General features: G+C 47.0%; 12 protein-coding genes. 10 read left to right on the plus strand and 2 right to left on the minus strand.

The window, feature by feature from the left end; genetic code table 11:
* Positions 1-42: 42 nt before the first annotated feature.
* Positions 43-2,433, plus strand: coding sequence for an S-layer homology domain-containing protein (locus C0Q44_RS31415; RefSeq protein WP_105407620.1), 2,391 nt, complete (start codon positions 43-45; stop codon positions 2,431-2,433).
* A gap of 188 nt (positions 2,434-2,621) precedes the next feature.
* Entirely contained in the window at positions 2,622-3,584 is a 963-nt protein-coding gene (locus tag C0Q44_RS06300; protein ID WP_105406499.1) for an SMI1/KNR4 family protein, read from the plus strand.
* A gap of 314 nt (positions 3,585-3,898) precedes the next feature.
* Here the strand turns inward: C0Q44_RS06300 and C0Q44_RS06305 are convergent, their stop codons facing one another.
* Positions 3,899-4,396 carry a DinB family protein gene (locus tag C0Q44_RS06305; RefSeq protein WP_105406500.1) on the minus strand — a complete coding sequence of 166 codons (498 nt, stop codon included), beginning with the start codon at positions 4,394-4,396 and terminating at the stop codon, positions 3,899-3,901.
* 172 nt (positions 4,397-4,568) lie between these two features.
* Here C0Q44_RS06305 and C0Q44_RS06310 point away from each other — a divergent pair, with 172 nt between their 5' ends.
* From C0Q44_RS06310 to C0Q44_RS06325, 4 genes are all read left to right on the plus strand, one after another.
* Positions 4,569-5,729 carry a response regulator gene (locus C0Q44_RS06310; protein WP_105406501.1) on the plus strand — a complete coding sequence of 387 codons (1,161 nt, stop codon included), beginning with the start codon at positions 4,569-4,571 and terminating at the stop codon, positions 5,727-5,729.
* Positions 5,729-8,863 (plus strand): hybrid sensor histidine kinase/response regulator, encoded by a 3,135-nt coding sequence (locus C0Q44_RS06315; protein WP_105406502.1) that lies wholly within the window; start codon positions 5,729-5,731, stop codon positions 8,861-8,863. The genes C0Q44_RS06310 and C0Q44_RS06315 overlap by 1 nt, the downstream gene beginning before the upstream one ends.
* Before the next feature lie 156 nt (positions 8,864-9,019).
* Positions 9,020-10,351, plus strand: a complete 1,332-nt coding sequence (locus C0Q44_RS06320) for a sensor histidine kinase (protein WP_258166187.1) — start codon at positions 9,020-9,022, stop codon at positions 10,349-10,351.
* Between the two features lie 91 nt (positions 10,352-10,442).
* The gene (locus C0Q44_RS06325) at positions 10,443-11,576 is read left to right on the plus strand and encodes an SGNH/GDSL hydrolase family protein (protein WP_105406504.1); all 1,134 of its coding nucleotides are present in this window, start codon (positions 10,443-10,445) and stop codon (positions 11,574-11,576) included.
* Positions 11,577-11,693: 117 nt separating this feature from the next.
* Here C0Q44_RS06325 and C0Q44_RS06330 read toward each other — a convergent pair whose 3' ends face one another.
* On the minus strand, positions 11,694-12,260 hold the full coding sequence (locus C0Q44_RS06330; protein ID WP_105406505.1) for a dihydrofolate reductase family protein: 567 nt from the start codon (positions 12,258-12,260) through the stop codon (positions 11,694-11,696).
* Positions 12,261-12,329: 69 nt separating this feature from the next.
* Here C0Q44_RS06330 and C0Q44_RS06335 point away from each other — a divergent pair, with 69 nt between their 5' ends.
* The 4 genes from C0Q44_RS06335 to C0Q44_RS06350 all read left to right on the plus strand — a co-directional run bounded on the left by C0Q44_RS06335 (position 12,330) and on the right by C0Q44_RS06350 (position 15,419).
* Positions 12,330-13,238: a helix-turn-helix transcriptional regulator gene (locus C0Q44_RS06335; RefSeq protein WP_105406506.1), complete on the plus strand. Its 909-nt coding sequence runs from the start codon at positions 12,330-12,332 to the stop codon at positions 13,236-13,238.
* Between the two features lie 59 nt (positions 13,239-13,297).
* On the plus strand, positions 13,298-14,224 hold the full coding sequence (locus C0Q44_RS06340) for an oxidoreductase (RefSeq protein ID WP_105406507.1): 927 nt from the start codon (positions 13,298-13,300) through the stop codon (positions 14,222-14,224).
* A 199-nt stretch (positions 14,225-14,423) separates the two neighbouring features.
* The gene (locus C0Q44_RS06345) at positions 14,424-14,693 is read left to right on the plus strand and encodes a CD3324 family protein (RefSeq protein WP_105406508.1); all 270 of its coding nucleotides are present in this window, start codon (positions 14,424-14,426) and stop codon (positions 14,691-14,693) included.
* 219 nt (positions 14,694-14,912) lie between these two features.
* Positions 14,913-15,419 carry a hypothetical protein gene (locus tag C0Q44_RS06350; RefSeq protein WP_258166189.1) on the plus strand — a complete coding sequence of 169 codons (507 nt, stop codon included), beginning with the start codon at positions 14,913-14,915 and terminating at the stop codon, positions 15,417-15,419.
* The last annotated feature ends 12 nt before the right edge of the window (positions 15,420-15,431 follow it).

Here is a 15,431-nt window from a genome sequence, read left to right on the forward strand (position 1 = left end):
CTGTTCACTGCTGCTCTAGGTTTGGTCGTTCTGACAAGTTCCATGGCACCGGGCGCTGCGCTTGCAGCACAAAATAATGACACCGTTGCATTACCGAAAGAACCGGCATGGGGCTACTTCGTAGATACGTACAAGAATAATAAGCCTGACAATATGACTGTAAATAGCAATCCGGCGATTGGAACCCTGTCCAAGTTTCTGGATCTGTGGACGCCAGGAGACTCTTGGGATAATGGGAAGAAACTGAACAGTGCTGTGCTGGACTACAACATTGATTATGTAGCACAGCGCGCACAGACACGCTCCAAAGCGGATGAAGATGCTGCATACTATACGGATCGTACCAATCAATCGTATGGCGCAGTAGAGGGTTTGGGGAAACTTTCAGGCGTATACCGTGAGCAATCAGGTACATTTACGTCCATTGCAGGCATTCCGGCAGACGCTGCTACAACCAAGTATTCAGACAAAAATGACTCGAATAAAGCAGGGGATTCCAATTCCGAGCTTGGTAAAATGGTTGATTTGGTAGGTAAAGTTCGCGGTGATTATGCTTCAACCCAACAGGCGAAAAAGTTCTACCAATACATGCGTCCGTTCCGCTGGAAGGATGAATCAGTCATCGTACCTTCACTGGTTGCAGTGCAAAGTAGCAATCCAGCCACAGATGGCGGCTTCCCGAGTGGACATACGAACGCCTCCTATCTTGCTGCACTGGCACTGGCCTATTCTGTTCCTGAGCGATTCCAGGAGCTCGTGACACGTGCTTCGGAAATGGGTGACGACCGGATCGTAGCCGGAATGCACTCCCCTCTTGATGTTATGGGAGGCCGTGTACTGGCAACGGCGTTTGCGGCATCAGCATTGAATGATCCAGATAATACAGAATTGAAGAAACAAGCGTATGATCAGGCACACGATATACTTTTGAAAGAGACAGGTACAAGTAAGGATCGTTTCACAGATTATGCTAGAAACAAATCGGAATACACTCAGCGTTTGACGTATGGCTTCCCGCAAATCGGTTCCACAACAGAGCCGGTACAAGTGCCTAAAGGTGCGGAAGTGCTGCTGGAAACGAGACAGCCTTATCTGAACGATCAGCAACGCCGCGCTGTCCTGGCGACAACGGGTATTGCATCAGGTTATCCGGTACTGGATGATCCGGAAGGCTGGGGACGTCTGAATCTTTTTGCTGCGGCAGACGGTTATGGAGCATTCAACAACAACGTAACGGTGATCATGGATGCCAGCAAGGGAGGATTTCATGCCCTCGATACTTGGAAGAACAACATCTCGGGAACAGGAAAGCTGACGAAAGAAGGCAATGGTACGTTGATGCTGCAAGGCAACAATGCGTATTCTGGTGGCACTGAGGTTAACGCAGGTACACTGGAAGGCGGAACATTGAGTGCTTTTGGTACCGGTAATGTAGTGAATAATGGAGGTACAGTTGCGGAGAATGTAGAGGGTCAATGGAACATTGAAGGTGACTTTACACAAGCAGCTAACGGAACGCTGGAACTTAACGTAAGTAGTACTAATGATGTGCTTAACGTAAAGGGTGCGTTGAACGCGAATGGTAAGTTGCAAGTGAATTTTGATAACAGTTATGTACCTGCTCAGGGTATGATTACACTTGTCAGCCATGGTGCTCACAAGCAAAACGGCAAATTTGCTTCTGTAGAGGTAAGTGGTCTGCCAAGTCAATTCAACACAGAGGTAGTGTATCAGAACGATCGGATTGCCCTGGCGGTTACGGATACAACCAATCCGGGTACTGCTCAGCCTAATCCGTTCAAATCGGGTGTAACAAGTCAGGAAAATGTGCTAAAAACAGTTAGCGAAGCTATTGCAGCAACGAAAAATGAGCAGCTGGCCATGAGCGATATTGCGAGTCACTGGGCGAACAAAAACATTAACGTAGCGCTGAAATTGCGTGTGGTTAACGGATACGAGAATGGTTCGTTCCGTCCTAATGCACCTGTTACCCGTGCAGAATTCACAGCGATGATTGCACGAGCTTTCGGTCTGGTTGAAAGCCCGACTGCAAACAGCTTCAAGGATTCAACTTCCAGCTGGGCTGCAGGTTACATTGGTGCCCTGGCTGATAAGGGTATCATCAGCGGTTATGCAGATGGAACCTTCAAGCCGAATGCGACCATCTCCCGTGCAGAGATGGTGACGATCATTGCTCGTGTACTTGATCTGAATGCGATTGGGACGAGTGCACCAACTAATTTCAGCGATGTGAAGTCCGAAAACTGGGCTGCCGAAGCGATTGAACTGGCTTCCTCTGCTAATCTGATCCAAGGATCATCGACTTCTGAGTTCTCGCCTAACGGCAATTCTACTCGTGCCGAAGCAGTAACAATCATCATCCGTGCGCTGGAGAGCGATAGCTCCATTAAGGCACTTATTGAAGGATTGTAATAAAGATAGAACGAATTGAATAATTTTCATCAGGAAAAAGGGTGAGGCGGTTCGTGTATACGAGCTGTCTCGTCTTTTTTTGTTTTGTTATGAAGTGAGACGGATCTTGTCCTGCTGGAGAAGGTGATCTGGATAGTGGTATAATTTTCAATACATAATATGATTGAATGAACGGGGAGGCAATTGGAATGAGAGAAGATCTATTGGTTCAACTGGAAGCGTGGCACGAGGAAGACAAATACCTGGAGATTGTAGATGCAGTTCAGGAGCTTCCTGGAGACGTGAGGGATTATGAACTGGTTAATCACCTGGGCCGAGCGCTGAATAATCTGGAACGTTATGAAGAAGCCGTTGAGCAATTCCTGACGGTGGCAGATGAGGGGGCAGACGACCCGCTCTGGCATTATCGAATTGGACTAGCTTACTATTATCTGGAGCAATACGATAATGCGCTACATGCGTTCGAAAGAGCGGATCAGTTGGACCCTGGAGATGAAGACACCCTGGAATTTCTGGAGTGGATCCGAAACCAAGAAGAAGAGGAATCTGATTCCCCATCTGAAGCTGGAGAAGAGAGCGATACCGAAACCGAAACGAACCCGGAATCCCGTGCAGAGATTGCGACGGTGCCCATCGTTCACGCTGATCCTGAGCCGGTATCCGGTGAGTTCTGGAACGACAGTGAACAGGCATTGGAGCACTATGTGTCGGCTCTGCCAAGTGAGGGTCTCGTTGATTCGGTGGAGGAGCAATTGGTGTTCCGTCTTCCTGCTTCCTATATTGAGTTGATGAAGGTACATAATGGCGGAATTCCGTACAACCGCTATTTCCCTGTGACGGACGCAGACTCAGGAGCTACAGAGTATATAGAAATCGAAGGCATACTAGGTATTGGGCGTGAGAAGCCTTACTCATTGTGCGGTACAGAGGGTAGCTGGACTCTGATTGAGCGTAATGGATATCCCGAGATTGGCGTGGTTATTGCTGTGTCGCCATTGGCATCGGGAGTCGTGATGCTTGATTATCGCTCGTTTGGTAACGACGGGGAACCTGAAGTGGTCTATGTGGATAGGGAAAACCCCAAGATGACCATTTCGCTTGCACCGAATTTTGAGACGTTTATCCAAGGATTGATGAGACCGGAAGTCTAAAGCTTTTCTTGAAGTAATCGGGGGGAAATCCGGTTCAAGCCACCCACTTCTGATTGATGAAGGAGCATAAGAGGTCGATTCTGCCATTGAGGATCGGCCTCTTATGCATTTTTTTTTTACGGAATGATCGTACGGTCACTCAGATTCTGGAAGACATCCATAAACATCGCTCTCTTCTGGAGCAGGCCATGGACGTTATAATGGGCGTATAGATAGATACGGATCTGCTACAACGGCAAGAAGCTGTGAAAAGAAGAACGCTCCTTTCACAGCTTCATATGTCGTTCATTCAATAGATCCATTCATCATATGGCTTACGCCGGGAATCCGCCCCCTGGTGGCGGCCATGCGCCGTAGAAGCGACGAAGCAGAACAATCTCACCCAGATGATACGAGTTATGGGAAGCGATATTGCGCAGAAGTCCTGCCTTGGATTCACCTGGGAAATAGAGCAGTGGATCATCTAATTGTGCAGTTTCCGCAATGGCTACCGCCTGATCAATTCCATCCAGAAATGCCTGGATATCCGCCTTCCACGTGTCTTCATCCTGTGGGCCTGTCTCCTCGGGCCAGCTCTCACTCACGTTAGCAGGGAGTTGCGGCTTGCGTCCTTCCAAGTGATCGAGCATGAATTGTTGCCAGTAATGCATGTGTTTCACCAACTGATAGATGGTATATGGCATCGCATCATGCGTGCGAGCAGCAAGTGTGACATCCATATCGGGTAGAGCACGGGCGATGCGGATATGACCGCGTTCCCCCACCAATGATTTGACAAGGGCTTGCCCAAAGCTTTGATTAGTATCTGACATATAGAACCTTCCTCTCTTCTAGACGGGATCTGTTAACCTGTCTTCTATTAAGTATTATACAATTAAATTGCTAGAAATTAAAAATAGGTAACAAGAACGTAAATACTTAAAATTCCTATGATATAATAGTGAAAATAAATCTCAAGACCTCAGGGTCGAGGAGGAAGCTCCGGTGAAAGTGATATTGGTTGACGACGAACGTCTAGCGTTGATAGGCCTTAGAAAATCACTAGAAAAAGAAGTAAGCGGCATCGAGATTATCGCTACATACATGAACCCGACAGAGGCTATGGCAGGAATAATGGAGCATCGCCCTGATGTTGTATTTCTGGATATCCATATGCCAGAGATGGATGGTATGGATCTGGGAAGACAGATTCAGGCGTTAACACCTGGCATCGAAATTATATTTGTGACCAGTTACGACCAATATGCTGTGCATGCCTTCGAGCTACAGGCTTTGGACTATGTAATGAAGCCCATCCAGAAAGATCGATTGAAGCAGACGGTGAGCCGAGTACAGGAGAAACTGAGCGTAAAACGTGAGCAACGGTCTAAGGATACGAACGTACCTTTAATTTGCTGTTTTAATCAGATTCACTTTAAGCTTCCCGGTAAGGATGTACAAGTTGCCAAATGGCGCACAAGTAAAGCGCAGGAGTTGTTTGCTTACTTACTCCATCATCGGAATCAGACGATTCATCGCAGTGTGTTGCTTGAGATGCTGTGGCCTGAATTGGAAGAGGATAAGACGGTGCATCAACTCTATACCGCAATGTATCATGTCCGCCAAACCCTGAAAGCATACAATATGGATATGATTACGATTCAGAGTGGGCACTTGGAAGCAGGCTATAAGCTCGAATTGGGTGAAGCTCAGTTGGATAGTGAGCAGTGGGAACAGGAAATCAGGCAATGGAAAGTCGTGGACGTAAGTACCGTTCATGCCTATGAGCAAGCGCTCTATCTATACAAGGGCACGTATCTGGGCAATTACGAGTACATGTGGGCCGAACCTGAACGGGAGAGGTTACGCTACCTGTGGTTGTATCATATGAGACAACTGAGTCTGTATTACCAGCAGCAGGGGCTGGGGGAGAAAGTGATTGAGAGCACGAGGCGTATCCAACATATGCTTCCAGATGAAGAAGAAAGTTATTTTATTCTAATGAAGTTGTATGATGACATGCACAACGATCTCGGTGTAGAGGAACAGTATCGTCTTTTAACCACCAGAATGGAGCACGATTTGGAGATACCCATCAGCGAGAACATTAGCGAATGGTATCAGGACTGGAAACTCGGTTTAACCAAAGTCAGACATAATAATTGATGAAATCACTGCAAGTGAAACCTGTGCATCGTTACAGATATATGATCATCATGCTGATCATTTTCGGAGTATTGATTGGTATGCGCTCGGCATGGTCCCAGCTATTCTACACGGTTGATGAGCATCGCGCCGTTAATGGGGTGATTGACTTACGGGGTGTGGATCTGAATCAATCTCCAGTCATGTACTTGAATGGGGAATGGGAGCTCTACCCGAATGAGTTACTAACTCGGAAAGAGATTGCGAAGAGGAATGGTGGTGCGAAGAGTGTTCAGGTCCCAGGAGACTGGGGGAGTGCACAGAGTCAGGAACAAGATAGTTCGTACGGTTACGGAACATATCGATTGCGTATTTTGACAAACCCGCTTCAGACACCTGTTACCTTCTGGTTCAAGGGAATCCGAAGTTCATCCGAGATTGAGATGAATGGAGACAACGACGGGGGTATGGGTGTGGTCTCCGTGGATAGCAGTACGTATACACCCAGAAGCACATCATATACGGGGACCTACGATCAGGAAGGAACAACAGCCATTGAACTGCTAATCCGCGTAGCCAACCACGACAGCCCGTATATGGGTGGGATTAGCAAGTCTGTTCGCTTCGGCTCACAGGCAGCTGTTGATTTTTCGCGATGGTACTCCATTGGGTTTCAGATGGTCATCTTTCTGATTTTGCTCCTTCACGGCATGTATGCCTGCATTCTCTACGCATTTAATCGACAGGAACGTTCCTTGCTGGTTGGAGCCGTATTAACTTTATCTGTTGGCATCGCGGTTATGATGGGTCATGATAATATATTGATGTTATGGCTTCCTATCAATTATACCTGGGGCATCAAAATTCGATTGATCTCATTGTTGTTACAAAATGTATGTATCTTGCTGTTATTCCAGAGATTAACGATGGTTCATATACGAAAGACATGGCTTCAGATACATGCTGTCATTTCCTTGATCTATACCGCCGTTATCGTGGTGGTGCCCATTCACACTACATATGCCATGATCCATTACAACATCATTAACGTATTCTTTCTCTTTTTCATGATTGGATTTCTATACATCGTCGGAACGATGATTTTCAGGAAACAAGCGGACCGGGACATGGTTTTTCTGCTGCTAACGGCAGGGGGCGTTGTATCCAACCTGCTATGGAGCGTGGCCGAGACTGCCAAAGATGTGACGACGGTATATTATCCAATCGATATTATTTTTGCTATTACGGGGTTCTCTGCATATTGGTTCAAGAAGTACTTCAGGAATGCCAGAGAGAATATGCTATTGAATACAGAATTGCAGAAGGGTGACAAAATTAAAGATCAGTTCTTGGCTAATACATCACACGAACTACGGACTCCGCTACACGGGATCATTAACATCGCTCACAACGTGGTCACCAGAGAGAAGAGCAGGTTGGATGAACGGAGCATGGAGGATATGGAGTTGCTCATTACGATCGGTCGGCGGATGTCCCATCTGCTCGGGGATTTGCTGGATGTGGTCCGATTGAAGGAGCATCGCATTATTCTGCGGCAGGTACCTCTCTCCATACAGTCGGTTGTGCCTGGCATTATGGCCATGCTGCAATTCATGGCAGAACGGAAACCAGTCCGCCTTCATATGGAGATTACGGAATCGTTCCCACTGGTCATGGCTGATGAAGAAAGACTCGTTCAGATTTTGTATAATCTGCTGCATAACGCGCTCAAACATACGGAGGAAGGAACGATCGCCGTAAGTGCCGAAATTCGTGAAGGACACGCTCTGATTCATGTGACGGATACGGGCATTGGTATGGATGAGGCCACGCGGATGCGCATATTCCTTCCATATGAACAAGGGTCTTATGGAATAAGTGATGGACAAGGCATCGGGCTTGGACTGAACATCTGCAAACAGCTCGTTGAACTGCACGGCGGGACACTAACGGTTCACTCGGAACTCGGAAAGGGTTCGGTATTCAGCTTCAATCTGCCGCTCGCACATGAAACCCATCTGGCTCAGCCGCAGCTTCCCCTGATCTGGGAACAGGCGATGGAGATGATGGAAGATGCACCTAACGGATTCCTGTTACCCCGTCCCGGTATGGGCGTAGTGGAATCCTCGGCCACAGCGGAGATGGCTCCGTTGTTAAAAGAGGGGAGAGCTGCCATTCTCGCTGTGGATGATGATCCGGTGAATCTGGATGTGCTGGTCAGTATTCTTTCGACGGAGCCATACACCATAACTACGGCCAGCTCGGGCCAGGAAGCGATGGAATTACTGGGCACACGTCAGTGGGATCTGCTCATTACGGATGTGATGATGCCGAATATGTCTGGATATGAATTAACCCAGAAGGTGCGGGAACAATTCTCCATGTCGGAGCTTCCCATACTGCTGTTGACTGCACGAAGTCAGCCGCCGGATATCTATACCGGTTTCGCGTCGGGTGCGAATGATTATGTTACGAAGCCTGTAGATGCGTTGGAGCTAAAATATCGGATACATGCATTGATCATGTTGAATCAGTCCATTCGGGAGCGCCTGCGTATGGAGGCTGCCTATTTGCAGGCCCAGATTCAGCCCCACTTCCTGTTCAATACGCTGAATTCACTTATGGTCTTAAGTGATATTGATACAGAGCATATGCGGAAGCTTGGAGAAGCTTTTTCATCGTATCTACGGATCAGCTTCAATTATCTCAATACAGGTGAGCTGGTGAAATTATCATACGAGCTTGAACTCGTGGAAGCCTATCTCTTTATTGAGAAAACACGATTTGAAGATCGGTTGTCGGTGGTATTGAACATAGAGCCGGATCTGCCATTGCTTCTCCCGCCGCTATCGATTCAGCCCTTGATCGAAAATGCCGTAAGACACGGGCTATTAAGTCGGAATGTGGGCGGGACGGTATGCCTGTCTATCACTCGCCATGAGGGTTATACCCGTATTGAGGTCAAGGACAATGGCAAAGGCATCAAACCGGAGAAGGTTGCAGACCTGCTACATGCTACGCCTGGTGGAAAAGGCGGAATAGGCATTGTGAATACGAACCGCAGATTGCTGCAACGGTATGGTCAAGGATTATCAATCGCAAGTGAGCCGGGTGAGGGAACGATGGTTTCATTTGATATTCCGGATGAGATATAAAGAAAGGGCCGCCGAAGTGAAGACTTCCGGCCTTTTTGTTTTGCTTGCGCGTTCATTCCCTAATTTTAATTATTTCTAATGCTTCTTTCATATGTTAGTATATTTAACATTAGAAGCGCGGATTCCGGCAGTGGGCGCTAAACGTTGCTATAGTGGGTGAAGAGATCGATGCGAGATTGGGTCAAAAATGAGAATGTGCAGATGACGGCCATCGCCTTTGCCACAGCGGTAGGGGCGCAATTCAAGATTAATCCGTTCCGGGAAGATTACTTCCGAATCGGGCTGGGGGTCAGCATCCTTTTATTTCTGCTGATGATTATGCCGCACCTGTCTTATGTGAAGACAGGAATTCTGACAGGCATCGCGAGTTTCCTGTTTCAGTCGGCAGATCTAATCAATCATGTGCAGACCGTGTCCATTCTGGAAAGCATGCGGGACAATCTGGGAGCGGGCCTATATTATGTGATCTTCACCTATGGTCTTAGCAAATTCAAGAATCGATTCCATGAGATACCGCCTCTTCTGCTTGGTGGGTTAATCACATGTCTTGATTTTTCATCCAATCTGATCGAGTTGCTCCTTCGCGGGATATTAAACGGGACTAATATCTTTTATATGAAGGAATGGTTATATCTGTTGGTGATGGGTGGTCTGCGAAGTTACTTTGTCATTGGGCTCTACAACAGCTTTGCGGTGAGGCAGATGCGGCTCTTACATGCAGAGCAGGAGAAGCGGATGGAGCAGATGCTGAGTGTGAACTCGGGTCTGTATGGTGAGGTCTTTTACCTGAAGAAAGCGATGAATACGATCGAAGGCATCACGGCAGACAGCTATGATCTATATCGCGATCTCCGGGAGCAGGACATGAATCAATACAGTCAGCGCACGCTGGGCATCGCTCAGCAAATTCATGAAGTGAAGAAGGATTCACAGCGTATTCTGGCGGGTCTGCTGAAGCTGTATGATAACGAAAAAGCGGTCAACATGAGCCTATCCGAAGTGCTGAACTTTGCCAGCAAAGCAAACCGAAAATATAGTGAGATGCTGCATAAGCAGGTGGAGATCGACATCGAGCAACAGTATGATTGTGAATCCCCTTACTACATTCCTCTTCTAACCGTGATGAACAACCTGATTGCCAATGCGGTAGAAGCGATTGAGCATGATGGGACGATCCGGATTCGTGTATATGAGCAGGAAGATAACGTACATTTCGTAGTGATGGATTCTGGCAAAGGCGTACCCGAAGCCAAACGGGATGTCATTTTTGAACCGGGCTACACAACGAAGTTCAATGAAGTCGGCATTGCCGCAACGGGCATTGGCCTGTCCCATGTACGTGATATCGTTCAGTCGTTGGCGGGACGAATTCTGGTGGAATCAGCCCCATTAGGTGATAAAGGTACCACGTTTAGTGTAACTATTCCCAAAGTGAATCTAATAAAAGGAACCGATGTCGATGACACGTTCTATCGTGATCAGGGATGATGATGATGTTGGCTAAGGAAGATTGATGCAGTTGCGAAATGCCGAGACAGGACATGCGCCATTCAGCGCCATCTATTAAGGAGGAGTATATGTGAGTGTACAATCAAGTAACGGAAGAATACAGACGGTTTCGCTATCGGAACTGTCCTATCTCAAAGTGCATGGTCGAACAACAGGTGAATTAGCACCTTTGACATTGTTTTGGACGGGAAGTGCCATCGAACTTAATGTACAGGGCTCTGAACTATGGGTAGAGGTAGAGTCACAATATGATATGTATGAGCCTTGGATTAGCGTTCTCATTAACGGTGTTCCGGTGAGCCGGCAGATGTTGACCGCAGGAAGGTACGGGGTCTGTGTATTCCGGGGCATGAACGCCGATGTGGTGAAGAATGTACGGATCGTTAAGGATGTTCAAGCAATGAGTGGAGACCCGGGCTGTTCCTTGCAGATTCATGCGGTGAAATCGGATGGAACATTTCTGCCTGTAGAGGAAAAGACGTACAAGATTGAGTTTATTGGTGACAGCATTACTTCCGGTGAAGGTGCAATTGGAGCCAAAGCGGAAGAGGATTGGATTCCAATGTGGTTTAGTAGCATACATAATTATACGTTTATGACCGCAGAGGCATTGAATGCGGAGTATCGGGTTATTTCGCAGAGTGGCTGGGGTGTACTGACAAGCTGGGATAACAATCCGAAGGGGAATATCCCCAATGTTTACGAACAGGTCTGCGGCTTGCTTGCCGGTGAACGTACCGAAGCGCTCGGCGCAGGAGATCACCATGATTTTAGTTCGTGGCAGCCGGATGTGGTCGTTGTGAACCTGGGGAGCAATGATGGGGGTGCATTTCAATCACCTGAGTGGAAAGATCCCGACACTGGCAAGGTGTACAAGCAGCGTATGAACGAAGATGGTACGTATCATGAAGAGGATTTGGCTGCTTTTGAGAAAGCGGTGGAACGGTTCCTGTTCAAACTTCGGAAAAACAATCCGGCGGCACACCTCGTATGGGCGTATGGCATGCTTGGTTTCCCGATGATGCCTGCGATCTACCGTGCGGTTGATGCGTATACGAAGGAGACAGGGGACCGCAAGGTCTCAATCATCCAGCTTCCTGATACAACCGAAGAGACGATAGGGGCGCGCACTCATCCAGGCGAGTTATCTCACCGTAGGACGGCAGAAGTGTTAGCGGAATATGTACAAGGCATGCTAGGATAGCTTGAACATGTCGATGGAAAGACCACTCTTTCATGAACGGTACCCCAATGGTTAGATGTGTCTCACTTTATGGGGTCCCTTCATCATAAGAATGGTCTGTTTCTTCTTCTACATTATCTAGATATTTGGGGGTGTGTCCACTGTGACGCTGTTCTGTACCTCATAACGAATCGAAATGATCTGTCCGAGCGTCTGAGTGCGGACCATTGTGAATTGACTGGGCACAGTGCCTACTGGGAACAAGGGGATGCCTTCACCAAGGATTTTCGGAATGATGGCAACTTCAATCTCATCCAGTAATTTTTTGGCTAACACAGCCTGAACCAATATTCCGCCACCCACAATCCACACATCTCCATCAGAATCCTGCTTTAATCGGGGGATGAGCGTATCTACCGTCTCGTTTGTAAACTGTACATGTGGAGCGGGCGGTTGTTCCGAGCGGGAAAGCACATACGTTGGCCGATCCGCATAGGGGAATTTTTCAGACAGTGTGAGCACCTCTTCATACGTATAACGTCCCATAACAACGCTCCCGATTGTCTGATAAAAGGCAGCATACCCGTTGTCTCCACCATCACCCTCCACATCAAATAACCAATCTACCGAACCGTCCAGCCTTGCGATATATCCATCCAAACTCATAGCAATGTACAAAATGGTTTTGTTATTGTTCATGTTCATCGCTCCCTTCTGTAATGTATGATACACTTTAACTATGACAAAAGTTGACGTAGTTAGGGTGTTGAATTCATGAATAATCGAAAGCTAGCCATTATGCGTCTGATGGATTCCAGACAGAAGTTCACTGCTCGAGAATTGGCAGAAAGGTTCGACGTCTCGGTTCGTACGATTCAGCGAGATCTGGACGCGTTGCAGGCACTGGGCTTTCCCTTGTACACCGAAGTTGGCGTGAACGGCGGATACCGGGTCTTGCCTAATCGGATTTTGCCACCCCTTCAACTGACACAGCAGGAGGCATTAGGGCTGTTTATGATGCTGGAATATCTACAGCAAGTCCCGGATTTTCCGTATGGAACGATGCGTGAGCATCTGGCTGAGCAGTATTTCTCCACTTTGCCTGAGGATGTACAGGATCTCATTATGCGAATGAGAGAGCATATCACCTTTGTCCAGCATCCCGGTGAGCATGCCGAACCATTAACAACCGAGATATTGGGTGCAGCGGTAGAAAAGAGAGAAATCGAGTTTATGTATCATGCCCGCAGTGGTCTTAAAAAAGTCCAAGTCTTTCCCTATGGCATCTACTATGAGCAGGGACATTGGTACATGCCAGCCCGGAATAAGGATCGTGTATTGTTGTATCGGGTGGATCGTATGCAGCAGTTGGCTATTATGGAATCGGTGGATGAGTCAGTTCCGAGTCTGAAAGCGTGGCTAGATGCCAAAGAAGACAGAGCGAGCGTAGAAGTGGTGCTGCAATTCACGGAATTTGGAGCAAGGATCGCCGCGTCGGATGTGTTGTTCAAGTCGGATCAAGGCCATGAATGGCGTGGACTGGTTCCGCCTGAAGAGTTTTCTTTTACAGCGCGAAAGTTACTCTCCTATGGCCCGGAAGTGAAAGTGATCTCGCCGCCTGAGTTGAAGCAACAGGTTAGAGAGCTGCTGGAACGGAGTGTTAGCCAGTATGGTGGGGGATAAAAGCTATAAACGCTGGACATTTGGGTATTAAGGAAAAGATAAGAGAGGTGTGAAGAGAAATGAGCAAAGTGTGGACTAAAGACATCATCCCGACAGTATCCAATAAAGTAGTGATTGTGACAGGTTCGAACGGTGGGTTAGGGTATGAAACGGCATTAGCGTTAGCTGAAAAAGGCGCGAAAGTTATCCTTGCAGTTCGTAATCTGGAAAAAGGTGAAAAGGCAGCTCATCAAATAAAGTCGTCTGTACATGTCGCTGGAGAGGTAGTCGTTATGCAGCTTGACCTTAGCGATTTAGCTAGTATCCGTAAGTTCGCAGCCGCTTTTCTTGAGCAATACGATTCCTTGTCCATTCTCGTTAATAATGCAGGAATTATGAATCCTCCATTCCAGTTGACGAAGGATGGCTTTGAGTTGCAGTTTGGTAGTAATCATCTAGGCCATTTTGCGCTTACGGGCCTGCTATTGCCTCGATTGACTTCTACTCCGAAATCGAGAGTGGTTACTGTAAGCAGTTTGGCAGCTGGTAATGGTGCAATTGATTTTAATAATTTAGATGGCTCCAAAGGATATGCTCCCATGAAGTTCTACAGTCAAAGCAAGCTAGCCAATCTGATGTTTGCCAAAGAACTGCAGAATAAGTTTAATTCCGCCCATATTGATTCCATGAGTATCGCCGCTCATCCAGGAATTTCGCATACCAATCTATTTTCCTTCGGTTCGGGGAAACAGGCTAATATATTCATGCGGAGTCTTTTGAAAATCATTAGTCAACCTGCACATATGGGGGCATTACCTACCTTGTATGCTGCAACAGATCCGACGATTACGGGAGGGGAGTATATTGCTCCCAGTGGTATGGGCGGCACGAAGGGCTATCCCAAGAGCGCTAAGATTATCGATAAATTATATGACGCTAACATTTCAAACAAGCTATGGAGCGTTTCAGAAGAATTAACAGGGGTTTATTACAGATTTGACGATTGAATGGGGGGCTACCATGATTCGATTCATAAGAAGTTTAACGACCCGCTCTATGCAGAGTCCACACGATGAACAACGGCGGTTGTTTGCATAGAGCCTGAAATCCATTTCCGCCATACTATTGTAGTGTAGTGCATATTTAATGCGTTCATTGTACGACTCTGCTACCTTAAAGAATTTAACTTTTAAGGAGTGGAGCAACGTGAAATATATTAATGCGGATACAATCTTCCCGGAAGAATTGCTTAGAGAAATACAGCGTCATATCCCTGGTGGCTTAATCTATATTCCTAGGCCCAAGGATGCCCATAAGAAGTGGGGCGAGAACTCGGGTGGCAGAATTCTTGTGCAGGAACGGAACAACGAGATTCGCCAGCTATTCACCGCAGGTAGGACCATTGATCAGCTTGCAGAGCAATACTGTTTATCCGTGGATAGCATCAAGAAAATTGTATATGGCAAAAAGGGATGAAACTAAAAGCCACGTTCGAGCAATCGAATTGGCTTTTTCGTATGTAGAGAATGGTTATTAAGGATTCTTTATATATTCGAGTGCTATATCTGAGCGTACAATTCATATGACGGACAAAGGATATGCGAAGAGAGTTCTTTAACTAGATCTTTCGGTCAACTGGGAAGGTTGGTGAATATGAATATAGATGTGAAATTAACGAGTAAGGAGGAGGCGTATGTGATTAAAAATATGTACCCGCTATACTTGCACGATCTATCCGGTCATTATGGTCTGGGTGGAGAGTATGCTCCGAATCAACATGGGATTTTTGAACAAAGTCATGAGTACAGAACGTTACAGGATCAGTATGATGTACAGAACGTATGGTGGGAACAACCGGAGTGTCTTTATCCGTTCCTGATGATTGTAGATAGCATTCCAGCAGGGTTTGCGTTCGTAGCCGTGCCGCCATATTACTCACAAGAAACGGATTACTTTGTACATAATTTCTTTCTGATGCGGCCGTTTCGAGGTGTAGGCGTTGCTGAACACGCGGCATCGACGATTTTCGGCATGTTTAGAGGAAGTTGGGAGTTGTTCACCAATCCATCGGAGAACAATAAGATCGGCCAATCCTTCTGGCGGAAAACGGTGGCTAATTATACCGAAGGTAACTATCGAGAAATGCACGGGCAAACGTCCGATGGCTATAAATTGATTTTTCAATTCTCCAATGGTCTCTGAAAATAAATGTAT

The sequence above is a fragment of the Paenibacillus sp. PCH8 genome (assembly GCF_002968835.1).
Lineage (GTDB): Bacteria > Bacillota > Bacilli > Paenibacillales > Paenibacillaceae > Paenibacillus.

Bases quoted from the DNA above. Each gene is read 5' to 3' on its own strand.
- C0Q44_RS06340 (WP_105406507.1), top strand. From the start codon at position 13,298: ATGAGCAAAGTGTGGACTAAAGACATCATCCCGACAGTATCCAATAAA.
- C0Q44_RS06305 (WP_105406500.1), bottom strand. From the start codon at position 4,396: ATGTCAGATACTAATCAAAGCTTTGGGCAAGCCCTTGTCAAATCATTG.
- C0Q44_RS31415 (WP_105407620.1), top strand. From the start codon at position 43: ATGGCACCGGGCGCTGCGCTTGCAGCACAAAATAATGACACCGTTGCA.
- C0Q44_RS06315 (WP_105406502.1), top strand. From the start codon at position 5,729: ATGAAATCACTGCAAGTGAAACCTGTGCATCGTTACAGATATATGATC.
- C0Q44_RS06335 (WP_105406506.1), top strand. From the start codon at position 12,330: ATGAATAATCGAAAGCTAGCCATTATGCGTCTGATGGATTCCAGACAG.
- C0Q44_RS06330 (WP_105406505.1), bottom strand. From the start codon at position 12,260: ATGAACATGAACAATAACAAAACCATTTTGTACATTGCTATGAGTTTG.
- C0Q44_RS06300 (WP_105406499.1), top strand. From the start codon at position 2,622: ATGAGAGAAGATCTATTGGTTCAACTGGAAGCGTGGCACGAGGAAGAC.